The organism is Paenibacillus sp. J22R67 (assembly GCF_059692175.1).
Genome location: NZ_JCAUAX010000012.1, coordinates 39,076 through 64,500, shown reverse-complemented (window position 1 = coordinate 64,500; position 25,425 = coordinate 39,076). Strand labels below are relative to the sequence as shown.

27 protein-coding genes are annotated in these 25,425 nt (G+C 47.4%); all 27 read right to left on the bottom strand.

All coding sequences use genetic code 11. From position 1 onward, the window contains the following. Positions 1 to 35 precede the first annotated feature (35 nt). Entirely contained in the window at positions 36 to 560 is a 525-nt protein-coding gene (locus AC58VC_RS31625) for an RCC1 domain-containing protein (RefSeq protein WP_497374830.1), read from the bottom strand. A gap of 488 nt (positions 561 to 1,048) precedes the next feature. Next, on the bottom strand, positions 1,049 to 2,368 hold the full coding sequence (gene murA / locus AC58VC_RS31620) for a UDP-N-acetylglucosamine 1-carboxyvinyltransferase (protein WP_497374828.1): 1,320 nt from the start codon (positions 2,366 to 2,368) through the stop codon (positions 1,049 to 1,051). A gap of 197 nt (positions 2,369 to 2,565) precedes the next feature. Then, a complete protein-coding gene (locus AC58VC_RS31615; protein ID WP_235959324.1) occupies positions 2,566 to 2,826 on the bottom strand; it encodes a DUF1146 family protein in 261 nt (86 codons plus the stop codon). 19 nt (positions 2,827 to 2,845) lie between these two features. Then, positions 2,846 to 5,374, bottom strand: coding sequence for a S8 family peptidase (locus AC58VC_RS31610; RefSeq protein WP_497374826.1), 2,529 nt, complete (start codon positions 5,372 to 5,374; stop codon positions 2,846 to 2,848). Between the two features lie 260 nt (positions 5,375 to 5,634). Next, the gene (locus tag AC58VC_RS31605; protein ID WP_497374824.1) at positions 5,635 to 7,146 is read right to left on the bottom strand and encodes an NADH-quinone oxidoreductase subunit N; all 1,512 of its coding nucleotides are present in this window, start codon (positions 7,144 to 7,146) and stop codon (positions 5,635 to 5,637) included. Positions 7,147 to 7,150: 4 nt separating this feature from the next. Beyond that, complete coding sequence (locus AC58VC_RS31600; RefSeq protein ID WP_497374822.1) at positions 7,151 to 8,773, bottom strand: complex I subunit 4 family protein; 1,623 nt, start codon at positions 8,771 to 8,773, stop codon at positions 7,151 to 7,153. Further along, positions 8,763 to 10,673 (bottom strand): NADH-quinone oxidoreductase subunit L, encoded by a 1,911-nt coding sequence (gene nuoL, locus AC58VC_RS31595; protein WP_497374820.1) that lies wholly within the window; start codon positions 10,671 to 10,673, stop codon positions 8,763 to 8,765. Before nuoL ends, AC58VC_RS31600 begins: the two co-directional genes overlap by 11 nt. A 15-nt stretch (positions 10,674 to 10,688) precedes the next feature. Next, entirely contained in the window at positions 10,689 to 11,000 is a 312-nt protein-coding gene (gene nuoK, locus AC58VC_RS31590) for an NADH-quinone oxidoreductase subunit NuoK (protein ID WP_145668556.1), read from the bottom strand. A 2-nt stretch (positions 11,001 to 11,002) separates the two neighbouring features. Next, positions 11,003 to 11,533 carry an NADH-quinone oxidoreductase subunit J gene (locus AC58VC_RS31585; RefSeq protein WP_497374818.1) on the bottom strand — a complete coding sequence of 177 codons (531 nt, stop codon included), beginning with the start codon at positions 11,531 to 11,533 and terminating at the stop codon, positions 11,003 to 11,005. Then, positions 11,526 to 11,978, bottom strand: coding sequence for an NADH-quinone oxidoreductase subunit NuoI (gene nuoI / locus AC58VC_RS31580; protein WP_497374816.1), 453 nt, complete (start codon positions 11,976 to 11,978; stop codon positions 11,526 to 11,528). Before nuoI ends, AC58VC_RS31585 begins: the two co-directional genes overlap by 8 nt. Before the next feature lie 91 nt (positions 11,979 to 12,069). After that, positions 12,070 to 13,074, bottom strand: a complete 1,005-nt coding sequence (gene nuoH, locus AC58VC_RS31575) for an NADH-quinone oxidoreductase subunit NuoH (RefSeq protein ID WP_497374814.1) — start codon at positions 13,072 to 13,074, stop codon at positions 12,070 to 12,072. Further along, positions 13,074 to 14,174: an NADH-quinone oxidoreductase subunit D gene (locus AC58VC_RS31570; protein ID WP_145668568.1), complete on the bottom strand. Its 1,101-nt coding sequence runs from the start codon at positions 14,172 to 14,174 to the stop codon at positions 13,074 to 13,076. Before AC58VC_RS31570 ends, nuoH begins: the two co-directional genes overlap by 1 nt. A gap of 3 nt (positions 14,175 to 14,177) precedes the next feature. Further along, entirely contained in the window at positions 14,178 to 15,062 is an 885-nt protein-coding gene (locus AC58VC_RS31565) for an NADH-quinone oxidoreductase subunit C (RefSeq protein WP_497374811.1), read from the bottom strand. Beyond that, a complete protein-coding gene (locus tag AC58VC_RS31560) occupies positions 15,059 to 15,577 on the bottom strand; it encodes a NuoB/complex I 20 kDa subunit family protein (protein WP_127453417.1) in 519 nt (172 codons plus the stop codon). The genes AC58VC_RS31565 and AC58VC_RS31560 overlap by 4 nt, the downstream gene beginning before the upstream one ends. Then, a complete protein-coding gene (locus tag AC58VC_RS31555) occupies positions 15,562 to 15,927 on the bottom strand; it encodes an NADH-quinone oxidoreductase subunit A (protein ID WP_127453506.1) in 366 nt (121 codons plus the stop codon). Before AC58VC_RS31555 ends, AC58VC_RS31560 begins: the two co-directional genes overlap by 16 nt. Before the next feature lie 233 nt (positions 15,928 to 16,160). After that, on the bottom strand, positions 16,161 to 16,565 hold the full coding sequence (locus AC58VC_RS31550) for a F0F1 ATP synthase subunit epsilon (protein WP_497374809.1): 405 nt from the start codon (positions 16,563 to 16,565) through the stop codon (positions 16,161 to 16,163). A gap of 46 nt (positions 16,566 to 16,611) precedes the next feature. After that, positions 16,612 to 18,009, bottom strand: coding sequence for a F0F1 ATP synthase subunit beta (atpD, locus tag AC58VC_RS31545; RefSeq protein ID WP_497374808.1), 1,398 nt, complete (start codon positions 18,007 to 18,009; stop codon positions 16,612 to 16,614). 49 nt (positions 18,010 to 18,058) lie between these two features. Beyond that, complete coding sequence (atpG, locus tag AC58VC_RS31540) at positions 18,059 to 18,916, bottom strand: ATP synthase F1 subunit gamma (protein WP_497375004.1); 858 nt, start codon at positions 18,914 to 18,916, stop codon at positions 18,059 to 18,061. Between the two features lie 130 nt (positions 18,917 to 19,046). Then, positions 19,047 to 20,561, bottom strand: a complete 1,515-nt coding sequence (atpA, locus tag AC58VC_RS31535; protein ID WP_497374806.1) for a F0F1 ATP synthase subunit alpha — start codon at positions 20,559 to 20,561, stop codon at positions 19,047 to 19,049. Positions 20,562 to 20,594: 33 nt separating this feature from the next. Then, positions 20,595 to 21,128: a F0F1 ATP synthase subunit delta gene (locus tag AC58VC_RS31530; protein ID WP_497374804.1), complete on the bottom strand. Its 534-nt coding sequence runs from the start codon at positions 21,126 to 21,128 to the stop codon at positions 20,595 to 20,597. Then, positions 21,125 to 21,610 carry a F0F1 ATP synthase subunit B gene (atpF, locus tag AC58VC_RS31525; protein WP_161406567.1) on the bottom strand — a complete coding sequence of 162 codons (486 nt, stop codon included), beginning with the start codon at positions 21,608 to 21,610 and terminating at the stop codon, positions 21,125 to 21,127. Before atpF ends, AC58VC_RS31530 begins: the two co-directional genes overlap by 4 nt. Before the next feature lie 78 nt (positions 21,611 to 21,688). Continuing rightward, a complete protein-coding gene (atpE, locus tag AC58VC_RS31520; RefSeq protein ID WP_028556930.1) occupies positions 21,689 to 21,913 on the bottom strand; it encodes a F0F1 ATP synthase subunit C in 225 nt (74 codons plus the stop codon). Between the two features lie 77 nt (positions 21,914 to 21,990). Then, positions 21,991 to 22,695 (bottom strand): F0F1 ATP synthase subunit A, encoded by a 705-nt coding sequence (gene atpB, locus AC58VC_RS31515; RefSeq protein WP_240159598.1) that lies wholly within the window; start codon positions 22,693 to 22,695, stop codon positions 21,991 to 21,993. Positions 22,696 to 22,719: 24 nt separating this feature from the next. Continuing rightward, complete coding sequence (locus AC58VC_RS31510; protein WP_497374801.1) at positions 22,720 to 23,100, bottom strand: ATP synthase subunit I; 381 nt, start codon at positions 23,098 to 23,100, stop codon at positions 22,720 to 22,722. Beyond that, entirely contained in the window at positions 23,100 to 23,321 is a 222-nt protein-coding gene (locus AC58VC_RS31505; RefSeq protein WP_127453433.1) for an AtpZ/AtpI family protein, read from the bottom strand. Before AC58VC_RS31505 ends, AC58VC_RS31510 begins: the two co-directional genes overlap by 1 nt. Positions 23,322 to 23,544: 223 nt before the next feature. Next, a complete protein-coding gene (gene wecB, locus AC58VC_RS31500) occupies positions 23,545 to 24,681 on the bottom strand; it encodes a non-hydrolyzing UDP-N-acetylglucosamine 2-epimerase (protein WP_497374799.1) in 1,137 nt (378 codons plus the stop codon). A 30-nt stretch (positions 24,682 to 24,711) separates the two neighbouring features. Continuing rightward, on the bottom strand, positions 24,712 to 25,341 hold the full coding sequence (gene upp, locus AC58VC_RS31495; protein WP_127453437.1) for a uracil phosphoribosyltransferase: 630 nt from the start codon (positions 25,339 to 25,341) through the stop codon (positions 24,712 to 24,714). Positions 25,342 to 25,425: the final 84 nt, after the last annotated feature.

Genomic DNA, 25,425 nt, shown 5'->3' with positions numbered 1-25,425 from the left:
AAGGGAGACTGCCTCTGTTCTATTCAACTTTACATTTAGAGACCTGTGACTTGAGCAGGCGTATAATGGTCCGTCCTTGTGCCGTCTCCAAGTTCACGCCAATAGTTATGACCCCAAGCCCATACCGTTCCGTCTGACTTTTGTGCCACTGTGAAAGCTGCACTCGTAGACACGGCTGTTACCTCACTTAGACCCGCTACCTGAACGGGGCTTAGATATGTCGAACCCGTCGTTCCGTCTCTCAATTGGCCAAAATTGTTGTAACCCCATGCCCATAGCGTTCCGTCATTTTTAATCGCTACGCTATGCTGCTCTGTGTTTTGAACGGCAACAGCGCTGCTCGTACCTAAACCGTTACCCAATTGTCCGATGTTCCCGTCACCCCAAGCCCATAAAGTAGCATCTGCCTTCAAATATAACGAATGGCCCCATCTTGTTGTAAGGATCCTCTTAATTTGAGGCGCATTAATTGGGTTACCATGGGCTGATGCAGGTACGATCATCATTGCGACTAACATTAAGGTAAGCATTGAAATAAAACCTTTTTTTCTCATCATCATTAATTATCTCTCCCTCGCTCGATTAATGGATTACCCGTTTGGTTCGAGTAATAGACTCCAACGTTCTAGTTAAACCATCCTCCTCTTCTATTTGTGTAAAAATGGGATTAATTACATAATTGATAATACTATTTTATGAGATTTAAGCAATAGTAAACTTTTACAATATTTGTATATGAGTATGAAGCAAAAGAGGAATTTGGCCAGATAATCAACTGGCACAAATCCCCCTTGTTATTTTAGCGGAACTGGAGTCCTCTATTTCGAGGAAAACGAGCTGTTTTCTCTCTGAGCGAAACTACAGGGTCTTAATTGTCCTACATATGGCGTTTTTCAGGTGATATCAGTCAAATAGCGGATCATAGTTCCTCTTGCCTTTGAAATCGTGCCTTTTCGCGGAAATAACGGCTTATAGTTCCTTGAACGCCCCCAACCATTTAAAACAAAAAAACCGCCGGAGCCCACTCCGACGGTTCTTTCTATTCATCCTACGCTAACGTTGGCTGGATATTGAAAAACCCCAGCTCTGCCGTTTCCTGTTCCACTTGTTGCGGCACCGACCGATAAATATCGGCACCAAGCCCACGCAATACGTCCGTAATATCAACATATCCGCGATCAATATGGTGAACGCCTGTAATCTCGGTCTCACCTTCCGCTGCCAGCGCCGCCAAAATCAGCGCTGCTCCAGCACGCAAGTCGGTTGCGCACACTTTTGCACCGCGCAGCTTTGCATTGCCGCTAACGATAGCCGTGCGGCCATCCACTTTAATGTGAGCATTCATGTTCGCGAATTCTTCCACGTGCATGAAGCGATTCTCGAACACCGTCTCCGTCACAAGACTCGTGCCATCCGCTACCATCAGCAGCGCCATCATTTGCGACTGCATATCGGTTGGGAATCCGGGATACGGCAGCGTTTTCACGTCAACCGCACGCAGCGGCCCCGAGGCGCACACGCGAATGCCGTTCTCGTCTTCTTCGATGATAACGCCCATTTCCTGCATTTTGGAAATAACAGGACGGAGATGATCCCCAATCGCATTTTCCATGTACAGTTCACTGCCGGTAATAGCAGCAGCAATCATATATGTTCCCGCTTCTACACGATCCGGTATAACCGTATGTACGGCCCCAATAAGCTTCTCTACGCCTTCAATGCGAATAACGCCTGTTCCTGCACCGCGAACAACCGCGCCCATCGCATTCAGATAGTTAGCTAAGTCGACAATCTCCGGCTCTTTGGCAGCATTCTCGATGATGGTTGTGCCTTCAGCAAGCGTAGCAGCCATCATAATATTTTCGGTTGCCCCAACGCTGGCTACATCCAAATAAATTTTGGCACCCTTCAGACGCCCTTTCACTCTAGCTTCAATATACCCTTGACCCAATTCAATATCGGCACCCATCGCTTCAAAGCCTTTGAGATGCTGATCAATCGGCCTCGTGCCAATCGCACAACCGCCAGGGAGAGAAATTCTCGCTTGCCCCCGTCTTGCTAATAATGGCCCCATAACAAGGAAAGAGGCTCTCATTTTACGGACTAAATCATAGGATGCTTCGCATGTGTCAATGCGTTCCGCTCGAACACGAATCACCTGTCGGTCGTAGGCGACTTCGATACCTAAGCTTTGCAATACTTTATTAATGACTAGTACATCGTCAAGGGGAGGCGCATCGTAGATGACGCTTTCACCTTCCGACCCCAGAATGGAAGCTGCAATAATCGGCAGTACCGCATTTTTCGCTCCGTTGATTTTCACATTGCCAGCTAACTTTCGGCCACCGCGGACGATAATTTTGCTCATCATGGTCCCTCCGCGCACTTATTTTAATTACAAGGTTTTGCACATTTCCTAAGTTTATCATCACAAGCCACATAGTTACAACTGTGTTCTTTTGGTATTCTGAAACACTTACATAGAGTTCGAATAGGATCTCCGTTTTTGATCCGTTCTACTATCCATTGTTGACAACTATTTAAATCATTATTCGAAAAAAGGAATTAAAACATCTTTCCGAAGCCCATGGAGAGACCTAAATACTGGATGAAAAAACTGGCAACTAAGTGCCCGAGCCCAATAGAAAGTAGGATTTGGAGCATAATGGCTTGAGCACCTTTTGGATTCTTGAGCAGCACATCAAAGCGGAACGCTTGCAACGCCCACCACGCGAGGCCGATACATAGGATGTAAACCACAATATCGACCATGTTCATTACCGAAGCATACTTCGCGGCTTCATTCCATTTATCTGTTTCTCCCATAGGTCACTCCTTTTCGGTTCTACCGATTCATTACTTTCACTAGCATAGAGACGAATTCAGCACGTGTGGCTTGCTCATCTGGATGGAAGGAGCCATCTGAATAGCCAGTGATCCAGCCGTCAGCCCACATTTGTTTCAAAATACCCAAACCCCAGTAAGACTCATCTACATCGTTAAAAGGTGGGTTCCCCCGCTTCTTCCCTGTCATATTCATGCTGCGGGCAAGCATCTGCGTCATCTCCATACGTGTAAGCGTACGATCGGGCCCAAATGTTCCGTTAGGGTATCCAGCAACGATATCTGCTTGCAACGCTTTGGCTACATTCTCATAAGCCCAATGTGAAGCATCCATGTCGGAGAACTTCAGATCCTTGCGCTTAGTCAGTTTCAAAGCTCGAGTCAACACCGTCGCCGCCTCTGCACGTGTAATCGATTGATTCGGGGCAAAACGGTAGTTTCCATAACCACTGATCACGCCTTGCTCCGTAAGCTTACTTATCGCATCTTGAGCCCAGTGCCCTTCAATATCAGCAAAACCGCTTACTAGCGTGTAGCTGCCAATTTTTAACCTGTACATTTGACTCATGAACCATTGATTTGCCTGCAGCTTAATATAATAGGTGCCTGCATTCAGCGTTCTCTCAACGAAAAGCTGATCAGAACCATATTCATTTCGGTAAAAGCCTTGTTCCTTCAATGTGCTATCATATAGCGTTGCGTACATCGTCCTCGAAGTCGGGATATTGGTCAACCGCACTTGCGCCAGACCATTTTGGCCCATTCGGAATTCGAACCAATCAACATCATCATTGTTATTAAATAAACCTTCGTACACCGAATTCATTGCTGCAAAAGTCGCCTGATACGACTTATCATTAGGTTCATTCGGATCAATCAACTTAGGCGTATATTCGATTTCCAACGTATACTCACCTGTTATTGGTTCCGTATAATCCTTCGTATTACTGACGCGAATATAGTATTGCCCCGGAAATACATCCATTAGCGAGCTGATCTCAATCCCGCCATCGCCGCCTTGATCAATGGATATCGACTTTTCTCCTTCCTTCTGAAAAAGAATCATCGGATCTATACGACCTGTATCGACGGAGAGCTTCAACCTCATTGAGCCCGAATGCTCCAGAGATAAGACGAACCAATCGATATCCCCTTTTTGATGAAAGGTTCCGTGGATCGTTTGGCTGCGTTCAGGTAGAGCAAATGCTTTGTACTGCTTATCATTATCTTCAAATGGGTCCGTGTAAATGACAAAATCCGTTCGCAAACTATAATTGATTCCCGTTTTCCGTTCGCGATCTACCGACTGAAGTTGCAAATACGTACGCCCTTTTGTCACTTTCACCTTAAAAGGCTGAGTTCCATCCGAGGCATTATTAGCAATAAACGTTTCCCCCGAATCAAAGCGCGCACGAATACCGGCACTATCGGTGTTCTGCAACCATAACTCAATATATCCGTCATAGGCAGCATCAATCGCGTACCAGTCCTCATCGAGCGCGGAGGATAGCGCTGCTTTCACTGAGGTATGTATTGGCAGCTTGGCTGCTTGATTCTGACGATCATTTGGCTCAAATCGATCCTCTTTATAAGGCTTCGTCAGCGCCATATCTACACGCAGCATCCCATATCCTGTTTTGGCATCCCAGCCGGTTTCTGCTAAATCCTCCGCTGTCTGCTCTAGCTGAGATCTCACTTCATATGCGCTCATCGTTGGAAATTTGCTCCACACTAAGGCAGCTGCCCCAGCAACCTGTGGTGCAGACATTGAGCTACCATCTTGATACTGATAGCCGCCGCCTAGAGCTGTGGTATACACATCCCATGGTGCAACCAGGTCCAGCTCTGGCCCAAAATTCGAGCGGGGATCTGCCTGTTTATCAGCCGTAACGCCTCCTACAGCTAAAACCGTTGGATACGCCGCAGGGTATTTCACACTCATGCTTTCATTGCCGACAGCAGCAACTAACATTACATTGTGATCCTCGGCATACTGTACAACGCCTGCCATGTAATCGGAGTACTTATTCAGTCCCAGGGAAAGCACGACGATCTTCGCTCCATGATCCACGGCATACTTGATGCCTTCGCCAAGTTTCGCTTCGCCGCCGGTTCCATCTGACTCCAACGCTTTAATCGGCATGATTTTGGCAATTGGAGCTATACCTGCAATACCTTTATCGTTATTGATCGAAGCCGCAATGACGCCAGCCACATTCGTTCCATGTCCATTATCGTCAATTGGCTTTTTTGAAGGCTGAAGCAAGTTCACGCCATCTACCAAATTACCTACTAAATCAGGATGTGTAAGATCAACGCCCGTGTCAACCACAGCCACTACAATGGACGCACGGGAATCTCCAGCCGCAGCCCACGCTTGATCGATGTGGATCATATCCAGATAGGTTTGTTTCACCCTCATGGGATCCGTCGAAACGGGATAAGCTGCTTCTGTTTTTGTAACCATCACTGTAAGTTCCACAACGAGCATCATCAGGACGATGAGCCATAAGTGTCGAATGAATTTCATGAAATCACAGTTCCTTTATCTCTTAATGGTCTTTTGCCTTATCTATCTATACCACATTACCCGTCTTCTCGATACATATAACGGTTTTTCTTCGCAAAAAGTTCAGAACTTTCGAAAAAAGTTTCAGGTGCTTTTCCACTTCTGTCTATTGTACATGCAATTGTGGGATTTGTGTGGGATTTGGAGGCAATTACCACATGCCATTTCTACTGTGCAAAACAAAAAAAGCCCTCCCCATCAAGGGGAGGACTCCATCGTATTTACATCAAGATAAAATCCTTCGTTAGCATGAAGATAGATTCAATCCATCTGAGCACAAGATGCGGCACAAAGCCTAGCGCTACGCCAATAAGAGCACATAACCAGACCGTTATGCCCAAGGTAATGGGCACTTTCACCTCGGCCGGCTCGTAATCGCTGCGCATGAACATTTGGCGAACGACACCAAAGTAGTAGTAAAACGATACAACGCTTGTCGCGATCATCAGGGAGCCGAGCCAGTATTGATGGGTTTGCATCGTACCGAGAATGATGTACAGCTTACCGAAGAATCCGCCGGAAATCGGGATTCCAGTTAGGGACAACACAATCAGTACCATCGCAGCAGCTGTAAAAGGCGCCCGATAATACAGACCTCCGAAGCCTTTGGCCTCGGTATGCCCCTCTGCTTGCTCGATAATCATTAATACAGCAAAAGCGCCGATATTCATGAACAAGTACGCGATCAGATAGAAAATGAATTCAGAGAAATTCGCGTAATGGACACCTGAGAAGTACGTTGCAATTGGAACTAGCAAATATCCAGCATTAGCAATTCCCGAGTAAGCCAATAGCCTTTTCATGTTCGTTTGCTTCAGGGCGATGAAATTACCCGCCACCATAGCGATTGCAGCCATGACCGAAATGGCCAGGAACACATCCGATTGGAATTTCGATTCCTCGAAAGACGTAAATCCGAACAAGACGTAGAAGATTCGGAAAAGGATGGCAAACCCGGCACCTTTGGACACGACAGCCAAGAAAGCCGTCACTGGCGTCGGTGCGCCTTGGTAAACGTCCGGCGCCCAGCTGTGGAAAGGGGCGGCGGCGATTTTGAAGCCGAACCCAGCAAGCAGCATAAAGAACGATACATAGAGCAGCGGCTCATATGAACCAATAAGTGATGGGAGCGCAGCGCCAATCTGCGAAAGATTGCTCGATCCCGCCATGCCATATAAGAAGGACATACCATACAAGATGATGGCAGAAGATATACCACCCATCACTAAGTATTTAAAAGCTCCTTCATTGGATTTGCTATCCTTCTTCTTCATCGCTACAAGCAAGTACGAGGTAATGCTAAGCAGTTCTAACCCTACGTATAGCGTAATTAAATCTCCGGAAGAAGACATAATCATGGCGCCCAGCGCTGCAGGGAGATAGAAGTAATAGTACTCGCCTACATGCGGAATCGTATCTTCTTTTACGAAACTTAGACTCATCAGAACGACGAAGCCAGTTCCTACTAAGGTGAACAATTTCAATATATTGGAGAAATCATCCACTCTGTAGCTCTGATTGAGCAGCTGAATCGCCTCATCCGGATTCAATTGAAACAAGACGAATACACCAGAAATCACAAGGCCGACCAAGGTCAACCATCCAATAACAGAACGACTTAACCTGTTTGGCAGGATCAAATCCAAGAGAGATAGGATGATCGCGGTGGCAACCAGCGAAAGCTCAGGCAGCAGATGTACTAAATCGGAGACTTGGAGTCGTAGCTGTTCCACCGGACTAACCTCCTATCTTCCCGGCTACACTTTGGATCAATTGATCCAAGCTGCCTATCGTTTGCTGAAGCGGCTGACTCAGCACGCTTGGGTACACCCCGAGCAAGAGGATGAACGCCACCAAGGTAATCATTGGCACCGCCTCGATTAACCGTGCATCGCGTATCCCTTGCAGGACCAAGGTTGGCTGCTTAGGGCCAAACGTGATGTTCAGCACCCCGCGCAGCACATAAACCGCTGCGAGAATGATCCCCAGTGTGCCGACTATCGCGTACACCCGGTGTGTCTCGAAGAGTCCGAGGAACGCGAGGAACTCACTGATGAATCCGGATAAGCCCGGCAATCCGAGCGATGCCATCCCCGCAATCAGCAGAATCCCGCTGATGAAGGGAACCGACGAGGCGAGACCGCCTAAGCGATTGAGCTCGGTCGTGTTCGTCCGCTCGTAGATGCTGCCGACGAGCAGGAACATCAGGGCCGAGATCAAACCGTGTGAGATCAATTGGAACACGGCTCCCTGTAGGCCCGACACATTAAAAGCAGCGAGACCGAGCAGGACGATGCCCATATGGCTGATACTCGAGTAAGCCAGCACGAGTTTGAAGTCTTTTTGTACCATCGCGAGAATAGCGCCGTACACGATGTTGATTACGCCTAGGAGCGCTAACATCCAGGCCCACTGCTTCGCTTCTGCTGGAAAGAACAGAATGCCGAAGCGAATAAGTCCGTACGCTCCCATTTTCAGCAAAATACCGGAGTGAATCATAACGACAGCAGGCGGAGCCTCTGTATGTACTTTCAACATCCACGTATGGAACGGGAAGATCGGCAGCTTAATGCCGAAGGCGACCAGCAGCATAATGAACACGGTCCATTTCATGGCTGGGCTTAGGAAAAATGGCGCTCCCTCTTGATTCACGTAAGCGGCCGGATCTTGCAGCAAATTATGCGCAATCGTATGAATATCTCCGCTGTAGTAAATGATTGCCTCTGTCTGGGAGGGGTCTTGGTTGAAGCCAGCCGTGCTGACAAGAATAAGGAAGGCAATCAGCATGATCGCTGAACCAAGTCCATTGTAGAGAAGGAAGCGGTTAGCCGCCTGCTCTCTGTTCATATACCCCCATATTCCGATCAGGAAGAACATCGGCACGAGCGTAATTTCGAAGAACAAGAAGAACAAGAACAGGTCCTGAGCCATAAAGACGCCGAACATACCGGTTTCCAACAGCAGGAATAAAATAAAGTACGTTTTCCAACGTTTCTTGATGTACACCGAGGCCAGAGCAGCCATGGACGACACAAGAGCGGTTAAAAAGACAAGCGGCAATGAGATTCCATCTACGGCTACGCTGTATTTGAATTCAAAGAAATACGATGTGATTTGTTGAATCCCCTCATGATTAAGTGGGACTTTAATCCAGTCGAGCTGTTCTTTGTACTGAATCGGATCACCTTGAAAGTTGTAATCCACATACAGCCAAGCTGCCAAAAATAGCGGAATCAATGTCGTGACGATACCGATCGTTTTGATTAAACGGCCGCGATCACTTCGAATGAAGAGCAGGACCAACACGCCGAGCAAAGGTGAGAAAGCGATTAGACTGAGTATAGGTAGATTAGCCGGCATGGATGAACCTCCTTCCTGCGATGGCGAGCGCCAAGATCAGCATCCCTAGAATCATGATGACACCGTAGGTCTGCATCTGACCATTTTGAAGACGGGAGCCCAAACGCCCAAGACTGACGACAGTAAAGGCGACCAAACGCACGATACCATCAATGATGTACACATCAATCAGTTCAAGAATCCATCCCAGACCGCGCAGTGGCTTGACGATAATACCATCATAGATTTCATCCACGAAATATTTACGGTTAAGCAGCGTGTACAACCACGGCAGTTTACCAGATATGACATCTCGCGGAATTGTGCGTTTCAGGTAGATCAAGTAGCCTAGGCCAATACCAAGCAGCCCAGCGAGTGTGGATAAAATAATGACGATCCAGTTGGCTTTCTCATCATGTTCTTGACCCGTTAACCAGTGGCCGAGCCACTCGTTGAACGGCGTATTCACAAATCCCGCAACCACAGCGAGTACAGCCAGTATGATAAGCGGTATCGTCATCGTGGAAGGCGACTCATGCGGCTCATGGGCGTGATCGTCGTGCCCTTGCGTACCTTGTGCTTTCCCTCTAGGCGAACCTAGGAAAACTAGGAAGAAGAGTCGCGACATATAGAAGGCCGTGAAGAAAGCCGCAATTACACCAACCCAGAACAACAGCTGATTATGCTCGTACGCTTCTGTTAGAATCATATCCTTCGACCAGAACCCTGCGAAAGGAAAAATCCCCGAGAGAGCCAATGTTCCGATGGCGAATGTCCAAGTCGTTATTTTCATTTTGCGGGATAAACCGCCCATTTCATTGATATCCTGCGTATGCACGGCGTGAATCACGCTGCCTGCGCCTAAGAAGAGCAATGCTTTGAAGAACGCATGTGTGAATAAATGGAACATCCCAGACGTATACGAAACACCAATGCCGAGCGCCATCATCATATAGCCGAGCTGACTGACAGTCGAATAAGCGAGAATCCGCTTGATATCATTCTGCGCGATCCCAATGGTTGCCGCAAAGATGGCTGTAAAGCCCCCCACATAAGCAACAACCATTAAGGCATCCGGCGAAGCATGGAAAATATCAAACGTCCGCGCTACTAAGTACACCCCTGCGGCAACCATTGTTGCTGCGTGGATCAGCGCACTGATTGGTGTCGGACCTTCCATAGCGTCAGGCAACCAGGTGTGCAGCGGGAACTGGCCTGATTTCCCCATTGCCCCGATGAAGATCAGAACGGCAATCCAAGTGACGATCGTCGGGTCAATTTTGCCCGTAGTAAAGGCATTATGTATAGATGTAAAATCAAGCGCATGACCCGGCATATACCAAAACAGCAGCAGGATGCCAAGGAACAGACCCACGTCACCGATACGAGTAACAATGAACGCCTTTTTTGCTGCAGCTTTCGCCTCTGGCTTGAAGTACCAGAAACCCACGAGCAGGAAGGAACATACCCCAACAAGCTCCCAGAAAATGTAGAGTTCTAACATGTTTTCCGAAATGACCAGGCCTAACATGGAGAAAGAGAACAAAGCGATATACCCAAAGAACACATGGATTCGCTCGTCGCCTTTCATATAACCTCTTGAGTAAATATTAACGAGGAGAGAGACCAACGTGACGATAACGAGCATTAAGGCATTCAGATTGTTGACCTCAAACCCCATATTCAGGGTGATATCACCGACCTGCAGCCAATTCAGCTTATCCCACGTATAATCCTCAACTTTGCCGCCGATGCGTTCAACAAATATCAGCACAGCGACGATAAACGAGGCGAACATCGCAAAAATACTGATATAAATGCCCAAGTCCTTTAATTGACGTCCCATAGCCGTAAGCGCTAGAAAAGCAATCAACGGAAACAACGGAATGAGCCAGGCGTACTGTGAATAGTCCGATACCATATCCTTGTTAGCCTCCTAGCGCTTCATAGAATCCAAATCCGTTACATCTACTGTCCCTTTATTTCGGTAAATCGTAATAAGAATCGCTATCCCGACAGCTGCTTCTGCAGCTGCAATCGTAATGTTGAAGAGCGAGAATATTTGACCTGTCAGCGCTGGATGATCCCCAAGCTTGGAGAACGCGATCAAATTTAAGTTCACCGCGTTGAGCATGAGCTCAATTGACAATAGCACGATGACCCCATTTTTTTTCGTCAAGGCGCCGTACAGACCGATACAGAACAGGATTGCTGCCAGCGTGAGATAGGGAGTGATGATATTACCCATAGCTAATCCTCCTCTCTCTTCGCGACGACAATAGCGCCGATGAAAGCTACCGTCAGCAGCACAGACATGATTTCGAACGGAATTACATGCTGGTTATACAGCAGCTTGCCGATTTCTAATGTGTTGTCTTTACCGGCATCCAAAGAGCCTTGTGAGACGAAAGTCGTTTTTTGAATCGCATAAAATAAAACTCCGAACAGACCCAAAGCGCCCACAATCGCCAAACCTTCGTGCCAAGGACGCCTCGGCTCTTCCTCATCCCCTTGTCTGTGCTTCGTCATCATAATGCCGAAAATCATGAGGATCGAGATAGCCCCTGCATAGATCAACACCTGTACGAAAGCAACAAACTCAGCCTCAAGGATAATATATAGCCCCGCCAAGCTAATGAACGTAAGCGCAACCGCAATGACCATATGAACAACTTTGGTAAAAGAAATCATAAAAATCGCTCCGCCGATGGCAAGAAGGGCAAAAATAAAGAATGCCCAACTTGAACCGCTTGAGAGGAAATCACCAATTCCGTTAAACATCTTTCTTGGCCCCCCCTTTTGGCATGGCCGAGTTGTTCTCCTGGCGAATGTTTTGGTTATTCTCATTTAACCATTGCAAATTTTTGAAAAGATCATCGCGACTATATGAACTTAGCTCGAAATTATTCGTCATCACGATCGCTTCCGTCGGACACACCTCTGTGCAAAGATCGCACAAAATACAAATTTCGAAGTTAATATCGTACGTATCGATAACCTTACCCTTTTTGTCAGGGTCCGGGTTCGCTTTTCCCGTCAGTGTAATACACTCGGTTGGGCAAATACGCGCACATTGATTGCACACGATACATTTCTCTGGGTCAAAATGTTGAATACCGCGAAAACGATCCGGCATTTTTATCGGGACCTCAGGGTATGCGTACGTGATTTTTTTCTGTGTCATGCTTTTCAACGTTACGCCTAAGCCTTTAATTATGCCTTTCATTCGTTTCACTCCTTAAAGTTTTGCTTTAGCAAAACTGACATCGTAAGCATGGGCTTAGAGTTTCCGTAGGAAACTTACATCGTAGGCTTTGTTAAAAGATCGTCATAATGATCGCTGTCACCAGCATATTGACTAACGCCAATGGCAGCAGCACTTTCCAGCCGAATCCCATGAGCTGATCAATCCGTACACGAGGCAACGTCGCCCGCAGCCAGAACAAGACAAACACAACGAGGGAGAATTTCAGCAGGAACCATAGGATTCCCGGAATAAAATCAAGGAATGGGAAAGGTGAATGCCATCCGCCTAAGAAAATCAGGCTAGTTAGTGATGCAATAATAAACACATATACGTACTCTGATAGCATGAAAAATGCAAAGCGGAAGCCGCTATATTCCACGTGGTAGCCTGCAACAAGCTCGGATTCTGCTTCCGGTAAATCGAAAGGCGTCCGGTTAAGCTCCGATACACCGGCAATTGCGAAGATGATGAATCCTAGAATCTGGGGAATGAAATTCCAATGCCAGAACCCCCCAGCTTGGTGGTCAACGATGGTATGCAGATTTAAACTGCCAGTCATCATAATGACACCAATAACGGAAATAACGAGCGGAACTTCATAACTGATCATTTGCGCTGCTGAACGCATGCCGCCTAGCAGGGCATATTTGTTATTTGATGCCCAGCCCCCAAGAATAATCCCAATCGTAGAAATCCCCGTAAGAGCAACGTAATAAAGCAGACCAGCATTCAAGTTCGCATTAAACATCCGATCCGAAAAAGGGATCGCTGCAATAATCGTAAATGAAGGAATGAACGTAATGACAGGCGCTAAAATGAACAGTTCGCGCTCCGCCTTTTTGGGAATGGTATCCTCTTTAATAAGCAGTTTGAGCACATCCGCGACGCTCTGCAGAAGCCCAAACGGCCCTGTCCGGTTCGGTCCGATCCGCAGCTGCATCCAGCCAATGACCTTCCGCTCAAAGTAAATCGCGTAGGTAACGAAGCCAAGGACCAACAACAGCATAACGATGCCCCAGAAAAGGAAAACGAAGAAGTTCGTCCACGTTAGACTCTCTTCCAGCAAATTTACCATTAGGCATCCACCTCCCCAACGACAATATCGATGCCGCCCAATATCGTAATCAGGTTGGTCATCGATTCACCGACCAGGAGTTTGGGCAAGATTTGCAGATTTACGAAAGATGGCCTGCGGAATTTCAGACGGAATGGCTCCTGCTTGCCTCGGGAAATAATATAGCAGCCGATCTCTCCACGAGGAGACTCAATAGCCGCATACACTTCCCCTTCTGGAGGACGAATAACCCTAGGCACTTTGCCCATGGTTTCGCCTTGTTCAGGGAACTGTGCCACAGCTTGCTCTAAAATACGCAGAGACTGCTTTATTTCTTCCATACGGACAAGATAGCGATCATAACAATCGCCGCCGCTTCTTACAGGCACATCGAATTGAAAGCGATTGTATAGGCTGTATGGCTGTGTTTTGCGGATATCCCAGTCAACACCCGTACATCTCAAGTTAGCGCCGCTAAGCCCATATGCAATGGCTGTATCGGCATCATATTTACCTACACCCTTAATCCTGGAAAGAAAAATTTCATTTCCGGATACAAGGGTATGATATTCTTCCAATTTACCGTACATATACGGGATAAATTTCTTAACTTTATCGATCCAACCGTCTGGAGCGTCCCATTTTACCCCACCCACACGCATGTAGTTGTAAGTCAAACGAGCTCCGCAAAGCTCATTAAACAGGTCAATGATAATTTCCCGGTCGCGGAAAGCGAACAAGAACGGACTCATGGCTCCGATATCGAGCAAATACGTTCCCCACCACACCATATGGGAGGCAACCCGCTGAAGTTCCATCACGATCAAGCGAAGAAATTCCGCGCGTTCCGGGACTTCCAGTCCCATCATTTTCTCAACAGCATGAACAAGAACATAATTCGTCGTCATAGCAGAGACGTAATCCATGCGGTCCGTATAAGGAATAATTTGCGTGTAGCTCAGATTCTCAGCCAGTTTCTCTGTGCCTCTATGTAGATAGCCCATAACGGGTATAGCTTCTTTGATGACCTCTCCATCCAGCTTTACAATCACGCGGAAAACGCCATGCGTACTTGGATGCTGAGGACCAACGTTTAGCAGGAGCTCTTCTGTCCGTAACAAATGCTACACCTCCGGGTCAAGCGGTTCGTAATCTTTGCGCAGTGGATGGCCGACCCAATCGTCAGGCATCATAATTCTTACTAGGTTGGGATGCCCAAGGAAATCAATTCCCAGAAGGTCATATACTTCCCGCTCATTCCAATTGGCAGTTGGCCACACAGGAGCAACGGAAGGGATGCTTGGCTGATCCCGGTCTGTTTTCACCTTCACACAATACTCGTGCTTGTGTGTGAGGGAAAGCAAGTGATACGCGACCTCCAGATGCGTCTCTTGGTCCACACCGGAGAGATTGCGCAAGTAATTGCAGCGCAGCTCTTCGTGATCCCGCAGCGTTACCGCAACCTCCGGCCAGCGGGAACTGTGAATGATAACGTAAGGACGGTGCCCGTCCCTTTCGTTGATGAATTGATCGACGACGGCGTCTTCGCCTACATCGGCTTTTAAGATCGCAACCAGCCGGTCTAGCAGCGGCTGGTTCGGTGAAGGCTCTTTCGGCGCGGCAGGCTCCGCCGCATCGGTCTTCGCTCCGCGCGCGCTAGCTCGCGCTGCGCGGGCTTCTGCGGCGGCCTGCGCTTTGGCCGCCTTCTCGTCATCCCCTGAAGCCTCAGGGGATGGTGTTGCTGCCGACGCGGGCTCGCCCGTCGGCTCAGCGGCAGCCGCCTTCGCCGCTAGGCGGGCGGCTCTCGCCGCGGCGCGCTCCGCTGCCTTCTCTTCAGCGGTCTTCTCCTCGGCAGGCTTCTCGGCTGCGGGGGCCGCCGGCGTTTCGCTGGCAGCCTTCTCCTCAGAAGCAGGCGTCGTCTGCCCTGAATTCCCTTCAGCCTTAGTCTCTTCCGCAGAGGCCGTCTGGTCGACTTCGACCTTCTCTTCCGGCTTCTTATCCTCACTCATCGATTGATCACCTGCTTACCAGTTTTCGCTTCATAGCGAATCTTCTCCTGAAGCTTGTTGATCCCATAGATAAGTGCCGCCGGATTCGGCGGACAACCCGGTATGTAGACATCAACCGGAACGATCTGGTCCACACCTTTAACAACGGAGTACGATTTAACGTACGGGCCACCCGCAGTCGCGCAGGAGCCCATAGCAATAACCCATTTCGGTTCAGGCATCTGCTCATAAAGACGGCGCAGCAAAGGAGCCATTTTCTTCGTAACTGTCCCTGCTACAATCATCACATCGGATTGCCTAGGGGACGTACGGAAGATGACTCCAAAACGGTCCAAATCATAATGCGATCCGCCCGTACCCATCATTTCAATGGCGCAGCAAGCAAGACCAAACGTTAAAGGCCAAAGTGAATTACTGCGAGCCCAAGCTTTCACCTGCTCCAGTGTCGTCATAAATACATTGCGGTTTAACTCTTCGCGTTCTTCTGGGGAGATCGACTCTAGACTGAAGTCCATTGCAGCACCTTCTTCTTCCATGCGTATATTAATCCTATGGCTAGCAAGGCTACAAAAATGCACATTTCTACTAAAGCAAAAAGTCCAAGCTGATTAAAAGCAACAGCCCAGGGATACAGGAACACGGTCTCTACATCAAAGATGACAAACATCAAAGCAAACAAATAATATCGAATGTTAAACCGGATTTGACCTTCACCAACAGGCTCGTTCCCACTCTCATACGTCGTATATTTCTCCACGACGGGTTTGCTCGGTCTTAACCATTTGCCTATCGTAAGCGCTGCCACCGGGAGGAAAATACCTAACCCAAGAAAAATCGCTACGATTACATAGTTATTTGTATACATCATCTGAATGTAACCGCCTCCATTCTTATTTGCTTTCTCAAATCATTGATTCAAATTGGTAATAATCACCTTCAATATTATACCAAAAGAGCTCAGGGGAGTCGATGACTAATTCCAAGCCCAATCTTTTACATACTTTGTGAGTAGATTTTCCATATTTATCAAAAAATAATCCTTCCAAATGAAAAAAAGCGACGGAACCTAAGTTCCATCGCTTTCTCGTCAAACATCTATTATTTGCCGGACACGCTGATCCGGTTCAATGCTCTTTGCAAAGCGGCTTCCGCACGTTTGAAATCAACGTTATCTTGCTTATTTTCAGCAAGGCGTTTCTCCGCACGTTCTTTCGCTGCTCTCGCACGATCCACATCGATTTGTTCTGGCAGCTCGGCGCTTTCCGCCAGTATGACCACTTTGTCCTTACGCACTTCCATGAAACCGCCGTTCACTGCGATGATCTCGTCTTTGGAGCCCTGTTTCTTCACAGTAATCGTGCTAATTTTCAATGGAGTCACGAGTGGAATGTGGTTCGGCAGAATTCCAAGCTCCCCTTCGACACCCTTTGCGACCAACATGTTCACTTGTTCAGCGTACACTTTGCGCTCAGGAGTAACAATTTCAAGTAGGAATGTACTCACTTGGATTCTCCTTCCTCAGCTAACGCGCAGTTTACCAAAGGTAACCTTACAGCGTTTTCGCTTTCTCGATTGCGTCCTCAATCGTACCTACGTTGTGGAACGCTACTTCAGGAAGGTTGTCGTGCTTACCTTCAAGAACTTCTTTGAAGCTGCGCACAGTTTCTTTCAATGGCACATACAAGCCCGGGAAACCGTTGAACGGCTCAGCAACGTGAAGCGGCTGAGACAAGAACAGACGGAGACGACGCGCACGAGTAACAACTAGTTTATCCTCATCGGACAACTCATCCATACCCAAGATCGCGATGATATCCAGAAGCTCTTTGTAACGTTGAAGAACTTGTTTAACACCTTGTGCTACTTTATAGTGCTCTTCGCCTAGAATTTCTGGCGTCAACATACGGGAAGAGGAAGCAAGTGGATCTACCGCTGGGAAAATACCCGCAGCTGCAATACTACGCTCCAAGTTCGTTGTCGCGTCTAAGTGAGCGAACGCTGTAGCTGGAGCTGGATCCGTATAGTCATCCGCAGGAACGTAAATCGCTTGAATCGAAGTTACGGAACCTTTTTTCGTGGAAGTAATACGCTCTTGCAATTGACCCATTTCTGTAGCCAAAGTCGGTTGGTAACCTACCGCAGATGGCATACGTCCAAGCAAAGCCGAAACCTCGGAACCTGCTTGTGTGAAACGGAAGATGTTATCAACGAACAGAAGAACGTCTCTGCCTTCAACATCACGGAAATATTCAGCCATTGTCAAACCAGTCAATGCTACGCGAAGACGCGCACCTGGAGGCTCGTTCATTTGACCGAATACCATCGCTGTTTTCTCGATAACGCCGGAGTCTTTCATCTCGTGGTAAAGGTCATTACCTTCACGAGTACGCTCACCAACGCCTGCGAAAACGGAGATACCGCCGTGCTCTTGCGCAATGTTATGGATCAACTCTTGCATCGTTACGGTTTTACCTACACCCGCACCGCCGAAGAGACCGATTTTACCACCTTTTGCGTAAGGAGCCATAAGGTCAATAACTTTAATTCCTGTTTCAAGAACTTCTGATTTCGTGGACAAGTTCTCGAAAGCAGGAGCTTCTTTATGAATTGGACTAGTTAACGTACGGTCAACCGTTTCGATCCCATCGATAGGATCTCCAACTACGTTGAACACGCGTCCCAATGTTGCTGCGCCTACAGGTACAGTAATTGGAACTCCTGTGTCAGTAGCTTCAGCGCCACGCACAAGTCCGTCAGTGGAAGACATCGCTACGCAACGAACGAGGTTGTCACCGAGGTGAACCGCCGCTTCAACCGTAATCGTAACCGATTTTCCGCCTTCATTTTTTTCAATCTTGATTGCATTCAGAATTTCAGGGAGTTGTCCGCGTCCGAACTCAATGTCGACGACAGGCCCTGTAATATTCACAACGCGCCCTTTGCTCATGGTTTCCCTCCTAAGAAAAGCTTCGCCTCTAAGCGAGGCGTTTTATCAATTAAGCGTTCGCGTTCGCGCCGCTGACGATTTCCGCAATCTCTTGCGTAATGGCAGCTTGACGTGCACGGTTGTATGCTAATGTGTAGCTGCTGATCATCTTCGTTGCATTTTTCGTTGCAGAGTTCATCGCTGTCATTCTCGCGCCGAACTCACTTGCTTTACCTTCCAATACTGCGCTGTAAATAATCGTTTCCGCATATTTAGGCAGCAGTACTTCTAGAACGCCTTCCGCAGACGGCTCATACTCGTAACTAGCCGTTGAAGCACCTTTTACGTCTTCCATAGGAAGCAAGCGAATCATAGTCGGTATCTGACTGATTGCATTTTGGAATTTGTTGTACACCAAGAACAATTGGTCGTACGCACCCTTCTCAAAATTAGCAACAGCAGAAGCAGCAATTGATTTAATATCCGAGAACTTCGGAGAATCCGGAAGTCCTGTAACTTCTTGAACGATCTCAACATTACGTTTCTTGAAGAAATTGCTACCTTTACGACCAATTACAAAAACAGCATATTCCGACGGCGATTGATGTCTTTCGCGAATCTCCGTCATAGCTTTCCGCAATACGTTCGCGTTGTAGCCTCCAGCCAAACCACGATCCGAAGTGATAACCAAGTAAGCGGTTTTCTTCACTTCGCGTGTTTGCAGCATTGGGTGCTTCACACCCTTGGAGCCCGCAGCGATGCTAGCAACTACTTCTTTCAGCTTATCCGAGTAAGGACGAGCCGCTTCCGCAGCTTGCTGAGCTCGACGCAAGTTCGCAGCTGCAACCATCTCCATCGCGCGCGTAATTTGCTTCGTGTTTTGTGTCGATTTGATTTGGCGCTTAATCTCGCGCATTCCTTTTGCCATACCTGTCACCTCTCTTTTGAGGCTTTGGAAAGCCTTCATTCGAAGGCCTGATCTCAGGCAGCTTGCACCCAATCTCAGGCATAAACGGAGTACCTGGCTTTTCACGAAGAAAAGCGCAGGTATTCAAATTTTATTCAGAAACTGCGAAGCTCTTTTTGAACGTGTTGATAGCATCAACCAGCGCTTTGTCGTTATCCGCAGTAATATCTTTGGTATCACGAATGCTGTTCAAAATTTCGGAACGATTGGATTCCAGGTAAGCCAAGAATTGCGCTTCAAAACGAGTTACGTCTTGTACTGGAATGTCATCTAAGTGGCCTTTAACAACCGTGTACAGGGAGCAAACTTGTTTCTCTAGGGAAAGCGGCTGATGCACGCCTTGCTTCAAGATTTCGAGTGTGCGAACCCCACGATCAAGGCGGGCTTTTGTTGCTCTATCAAGATCGGATCCGAACGCTGCGAAGGCAGCAAGCTCACGGTATTGAGCCAAGTCTACACGCAGGGTACCGGCAACTTTTTTCATTGCTTTCGTTTGAGCGGAGCCCCCTACACGGGATACAGAGTTACCAACGTTAACCGCTGGACGCTGACCGGAGTAGAACAGGTCGGACTCAAGGAAGATTTGACCGTCCGTAATGGAAATTACGTTCGTCGGGATGTAAGCAGAGATGTCGCCCGCTTGTGTCTCGATGAATGGAAGTGCCGTAATCGAACCGCCACCAAGGTCATCGTTCAATTTCGCAGCGCGCTCTAGCAAACGGGAGTGCAAGTAGAATACGTCACCTGGGTATGCTTCACGACCTGGTGGACGACGAAGCAAGAGGGACAACTCACGGTATGCAGCCGCTTGTTTGGACAAGTCATCGTATACGATCAACACGTGCTCGCCTTTGTACATGAAGTACTCACCCATTGCGCAGCCTGAGTATGGAGCCAACCAAAGCATTGGTGACGGCTCGGAAGCAGATGCTGTTACAACGATTGTGTATTCCAAAGCGCCAGCAGCACGAAGTTTTTCAACAACGCCTACGACAGTGGATTGTTTTTGACCGATAGCAACATAGATACATTTCACGCCGCTACCTTTTTGGTTAAGGATAGCGTCGATTGCAATCGCAGTTTTACCTGTTTGACGGTCACCAATGATCAACTCACGTTGACCACGACCAACTGGAACCATCGCGTCAATCGCTTTGATACCTGTTTGCATTGGCTCATGAACGGATTTACGAGCCATAACGCCTGGAGCCATGTTCTCTACAGGGCGGAATTCTGTTGTAGCAATAGGTCCTTGACCATCAACGGGTTGACCCAAGGAGTTAACAACACGGCCGAGCAAAGCTTCCCCTACAGGAACCTCCATAATGCGACCTGTACGTTTTACTGGATCGCCTTCACGGATATCTTTGTAAGGTCCAAGAATAACGATACCTACGTTGCTTTCTTCAAGGTTAAACGCGTAGCCCAAAACGCCATTTGAAAACTCAAGCAATTCGCCTGCCATAACGTTTTCCAAACCATGAGCACGAGCGATACCGTCCCCAACTTGAATGACTGTACCTACATCAACCACTTGCATATCGGATTTATAGTTTTCAATCTGTTGTTTAATCAATGAGCTGATTTCTTCAGGTTTGATACTCAACGAACGTCACCCCTATTCTTACAGTGCTTGTTATTAAACCAAAGCTTTGGATAGGCGGTCTAGCTTGCCTGCCAAACTTCCATCATATAAACGGTCTCCAATGCGTACTTGAATGCCGCCGAGCAGCTTAGGCTCAACAACAGTTTCAACACGAATCGTTTTTCCCGTAATTTTGCTGAACTCTGATGCAATTTCCGCTTGTTGAGCTTCTGTGAGCGTAAAAGCGGCATAAATCGTAGCGCTCGCTTGTCCAAGCGCTTCATTCGCAATCTTCACATAATCGCCCACAAGAGCGGACAAAATGGCTTGTCTTCTTTTATCAATCAAGACCAGCAGCGTGTTCCACACCGGTTCGGAAACTTTGCCTTCAAAAATCTGCTTCAGCAGGTCCGTTTTGACGGTGTCCCCGATGTTCGGATGGTTCAGGAACTTCTGCAAGTCTGCATTGTCCCTAATCGCACTAGCTACAGATTTCAACTCTTCTTCAACTTGAGAAATAATTCCCTTATCTCTAGCAACTTCAAAAAGAGCTCTGGCATAACGCTTCGCTACGACGATGTCACTCATACGTTGCCTCCTACCTCTTTGAGGTAATGCTCAACCAATTGCTCTTGTGACTTTTCGTCGATTTGTTTTTCGATAATTTTGGAGGCAATTAGAACGGACATTGCGCCAACTTGGCTGCGAAGAGCGGCAACCGCTTTGTTCTTCTCGTTCTCGATATCTTTTAAAGCTTCATCTTTCAGACGAGATGCTTCTGCTCCAGCTGCACGAACAATATCATCAGCTTGTTTAGAACCTGTTTGTTTCGCTTGCTCGATGATATCGTAAGCTTCCTTACGCATTTGTTGCAGTGCTTGTTTTTGTTCCTCTAACAGTTGATCAGCTTGCTTGCGGCTCGCTTCAGCTGTTTGAATTTGATCTTTAACTAATTGTCTGCGTTTCTCCATCATTCCGAATAGAGGACCGAACGCAAATTTAGAAAGCAACAAATATAAAATTAAGAACGCGATAAGTTGAATCCAAAATGTGGACCATTCAATATGCAAGTAACGTCACTCCCTTCTGATAACATGGGCAAAACGAAGGCGTGGTGGCAACTATGGCCATCCCCGCCGAACGGTTTCTTAAGCTTTCCCCATAAAGATGAACGCAAGAACCAATGCAACGACTGGCATTGCCTCTACTAGACCTACCCCGATAAACATTGTTGTTTGAAGCGTACCACGAAGTTCTGGTTGACGAGAAATACCTTCCAAAGCACGACCTACGATCAAACCGTTACCAATACCTGCACCTAGTGCTCCTAAACCGAATACGATACCTGCTGCTACTAATGCTATTGCTCCCATTGATAAAATCCTCCCTTAAACTCTTAGGTTTGTTTTGTGTATAAGTGACTCGAGACTACCCGAGGTAAGTCTTACTCTTAATGTTCTTCATGGATCAACGTTTGCGAGATGTAAACCATTGTTAGCATTGTAAATACGAAGGCTTGAATCGCACCTACGAACACACTAAAGCCCTGCCATACAAAGAGAGGCGCAATTCCAAACCAACCAGCTCCGATGATGACAGATATCATAATTTCACCTGCATAAATGTTACCGTAAAGACGGAAAGCGAGCGTAAGCGGCTTTGATACGACTTCAATCAAATGAAGGATCAACATTGCCCCTTTGTACTCAAAGTAATGCGCGAAGTAATGCTTGGTGTTACGTGTTATGCCTAAGTAGTGACTTAGTACGATAACGATAACCGTTAATGCTCCTGTTACAGCGATATCAGCTGTCGGTGATTTCCACCATGACACATGATCTTCCGTTACGATCGAGAAAGGAAGGCCGAGCATGTTGCCGATAAAGATGTACATAATGAGCGTAAGGCCAAGCGCGATGAAGCCTTTGCCATGCTTAGAACCAATCGTACTTCCAATGATGCCTTCTACAAACTCAATCGTCCATTCCATGAAGTTTTGAATTTTTGAAGGATTCGTTACGGATGCACGGCTAGCTCCTGCGATTGCAAGAATAAGCACGATAATAGTGGTAATTCCGATCATCATAAGTGCTGATGCGTCGAAGTGAATACCTAACCACTCAAATTCTGGTACGTGATGTTCCATGTTTTCCATTTTCACCCCTTTCATCGAATGGAATTACTTCTTAGACTTCCTAATAGAAAGAATACCCAGTACGAGTGTTGCCAATTGAGCAAAAAAGTATCCAACAATCGTCGTGGTTAAAGCGACATGTTCCGGATACCGAACGGCAACCAAACCTGCGAAGCCAGCAATTGCTGCTCTTGTCAGAAAACCTAGGGTCACCTTGCGCCCTTTCTGCTCTATCGCAGCTGCTGCCAACTTGTTAATCTTCCAGGCCAAGAACCTAGCATTGATCATGCTCACCACAGATCCAAGCATAATGCCGGCCAAATAAACCCGGTAATCGACAAGAAGCGCCCATGCAGCCAAACAAAAGGATAAAAAGAAAAGAAACACATTTTGAACCGTTTTCAGAGTGGCTGAAAAGTCATCCATCATAGCCCTCCGTACCGCTTTATCATGAAGTAAATGCTAATGATTCCGGTTACAAGCCCTAGCAGAAATCCGCCTAACAACCAGAATTGTCCCCCTAGTACGCGTGTCAGCCAATCACCGAATAAATATCCGGCTCCTAAACAAACTACAAGGTCAATACCAATCGCACTAGTTAACGCTACTGCTCGCCACGGATTATCATTGGGATTTTGCCGTTTCATAGCATCCCTCCTGAAGGTTTCCGCTGAGGAAAACCTGTTTCGTAGACATAGTGCTACGAATCCTCATTTATTGTATCGAAGCAGTGCGAGGTTTGTCAATTGACGAAACTTAACAGTCCTCGCAGCCCGAAACTCCTCAGAGCCTTGCGGCTCTAAGGTTTGCGAGTTTCCAAACCAAACAGTCGAACTGTACGCTGTAGCGTTTGTCATGATTTTGTCACGGTTAGAATGTTTCAGGACGCTCCGAGACCTTGCCAAAGTGATGCAGAATCGCTTGAACGATTCTTTGGGATGCTTTCCCATCGCCGTAAGGGTTAGCAGATTGGCTCATTTTGTTGTATAAAACTGGATCTGTCAGCAGCGCGCGAGCACGCTCATAGACCTTCTCCTCGTCTGTCCCAACCAACTCCAAAGTGCCCGCTTGAATGCCTTCCGGACGCTCGGTTGTATCACGGAGGACAAGAACCGGCACACCAAATGATGGCGCTTCCTCTTGAAGACCGCCTGAGTCGGTTAGAATCATATGCGTCTTCGGATAGAAGTTATGGAATTCACTAGCATCGAATGGTTCTACTAGCTTGATACGCGGGTGGTTGCCCAGAATTTCATGCGCTGGCTCTTTGACAGCTGGACTCGGGTGCACCGGATAGACGATTGCAATATCATCAAATTCATCCGCAATACGCTTCACTGCGCGGAAAATTTGGCGGTGCGGCTCACCTTGTGCTTCACGGCGATGCGCTGTCATCAAGATTAGCCTACGGCCCGCCGCCCACTCCAAAACAGGGTGTTCAAAGGATTCCTGCACCGTATATTGGAAGACATCTGTAACTGTATTCCCTGTTACATAGATTTGAGATTCCGATTTATTTTCTTTGCGCAAATTATCAGCCGATTGCTGTGTTGGGGCAAAATGCAGATCCGCCAAAACGCCCGTCAATTGACGGTTCATTTCTTCCGGATATGGCGACATTTTGTTCCACGTGCGAAGACCCGCTTCGACATGTCCAACTTGAATCTGCTGCATAAATGCCGCATAGCTTGCAAGGAATGTTGTCAATGTATCGCCGTGCACGAGAATCAGGTCTGGCTTCGCCTCTTGGAAGACTGGCTCCAATCCTTGCAGCACACGCATGGTGATCTCATTCAGCGTCTGACGATCCTTCATCACATTAAGATCAAAATCCGGTGTGATTTTGAAAATATCAAGCACTTGATCCAACATCTGGCGATGCTGAGCCGTCACGCAAACGAGAGACTCGATATGTTCTGGATGCTTTTCCAGCTCCTTAATCAACGGAGCCATTTTAATCGCTTCAGGTCTAGTACCGAAAATCGTAATGACTTTCAAACGTTTCATTGGTTCTTCTCCCCCATCGTCATAAGTCTATTATTTCGTGCCGAACAGACGATCTCCCGCATCTCCCAATCCAGGTACGATATAGCCATGATCATTCAAGTAGTCATCCACGGCCGCCACATAAATATCAACATCCGGATGCTCTTGTTGAACCGCTTTGATTCCTTCAGGCGCAGCAATTAAACACATCAGCTTCATTTGTGTACAGCCTCTGCGTTTCAATACTTCAATCGCTGCATTCGCTGAACCGCCTGTTGCGAGCATCGGGTCAATCACAATGAGCTCCCGCTCCAGGACATCCGTCGGCAACTTCACATAATATTCGACAGGCTGCAGCGTGTCAGGATCACGGTATAGACCAACATGTCCTACTTTTGCCGCAGGAATCAGTTTAAGCACACCATCAACCATGCCTAATCCTGCACGCAAAATAGGAATAAGCCCCAGCATTCTGCCGGAAATAATGCGGCAATCCGCCGTTGTTACAGGTGTTTTCACCTGCACATGCTCAAGTGGAATATCTCTCGTGATCTCATATGCCATTAAAGTAGCAACTTCGTCTACGAGCTCCCGGAAATCTTTTGTTTTCGTATTCTCATCCCGAATGAAAGTCAGCTTATGCTGGATAAGCGGATGATCACAAATAAATAACTTCCCCATAATTGCCTCCTAAAAAACCACAATGTTATATGTATTTTACCCATTTAGCGTCAAGGTACGACAAACCTCGTTCATTATATCATA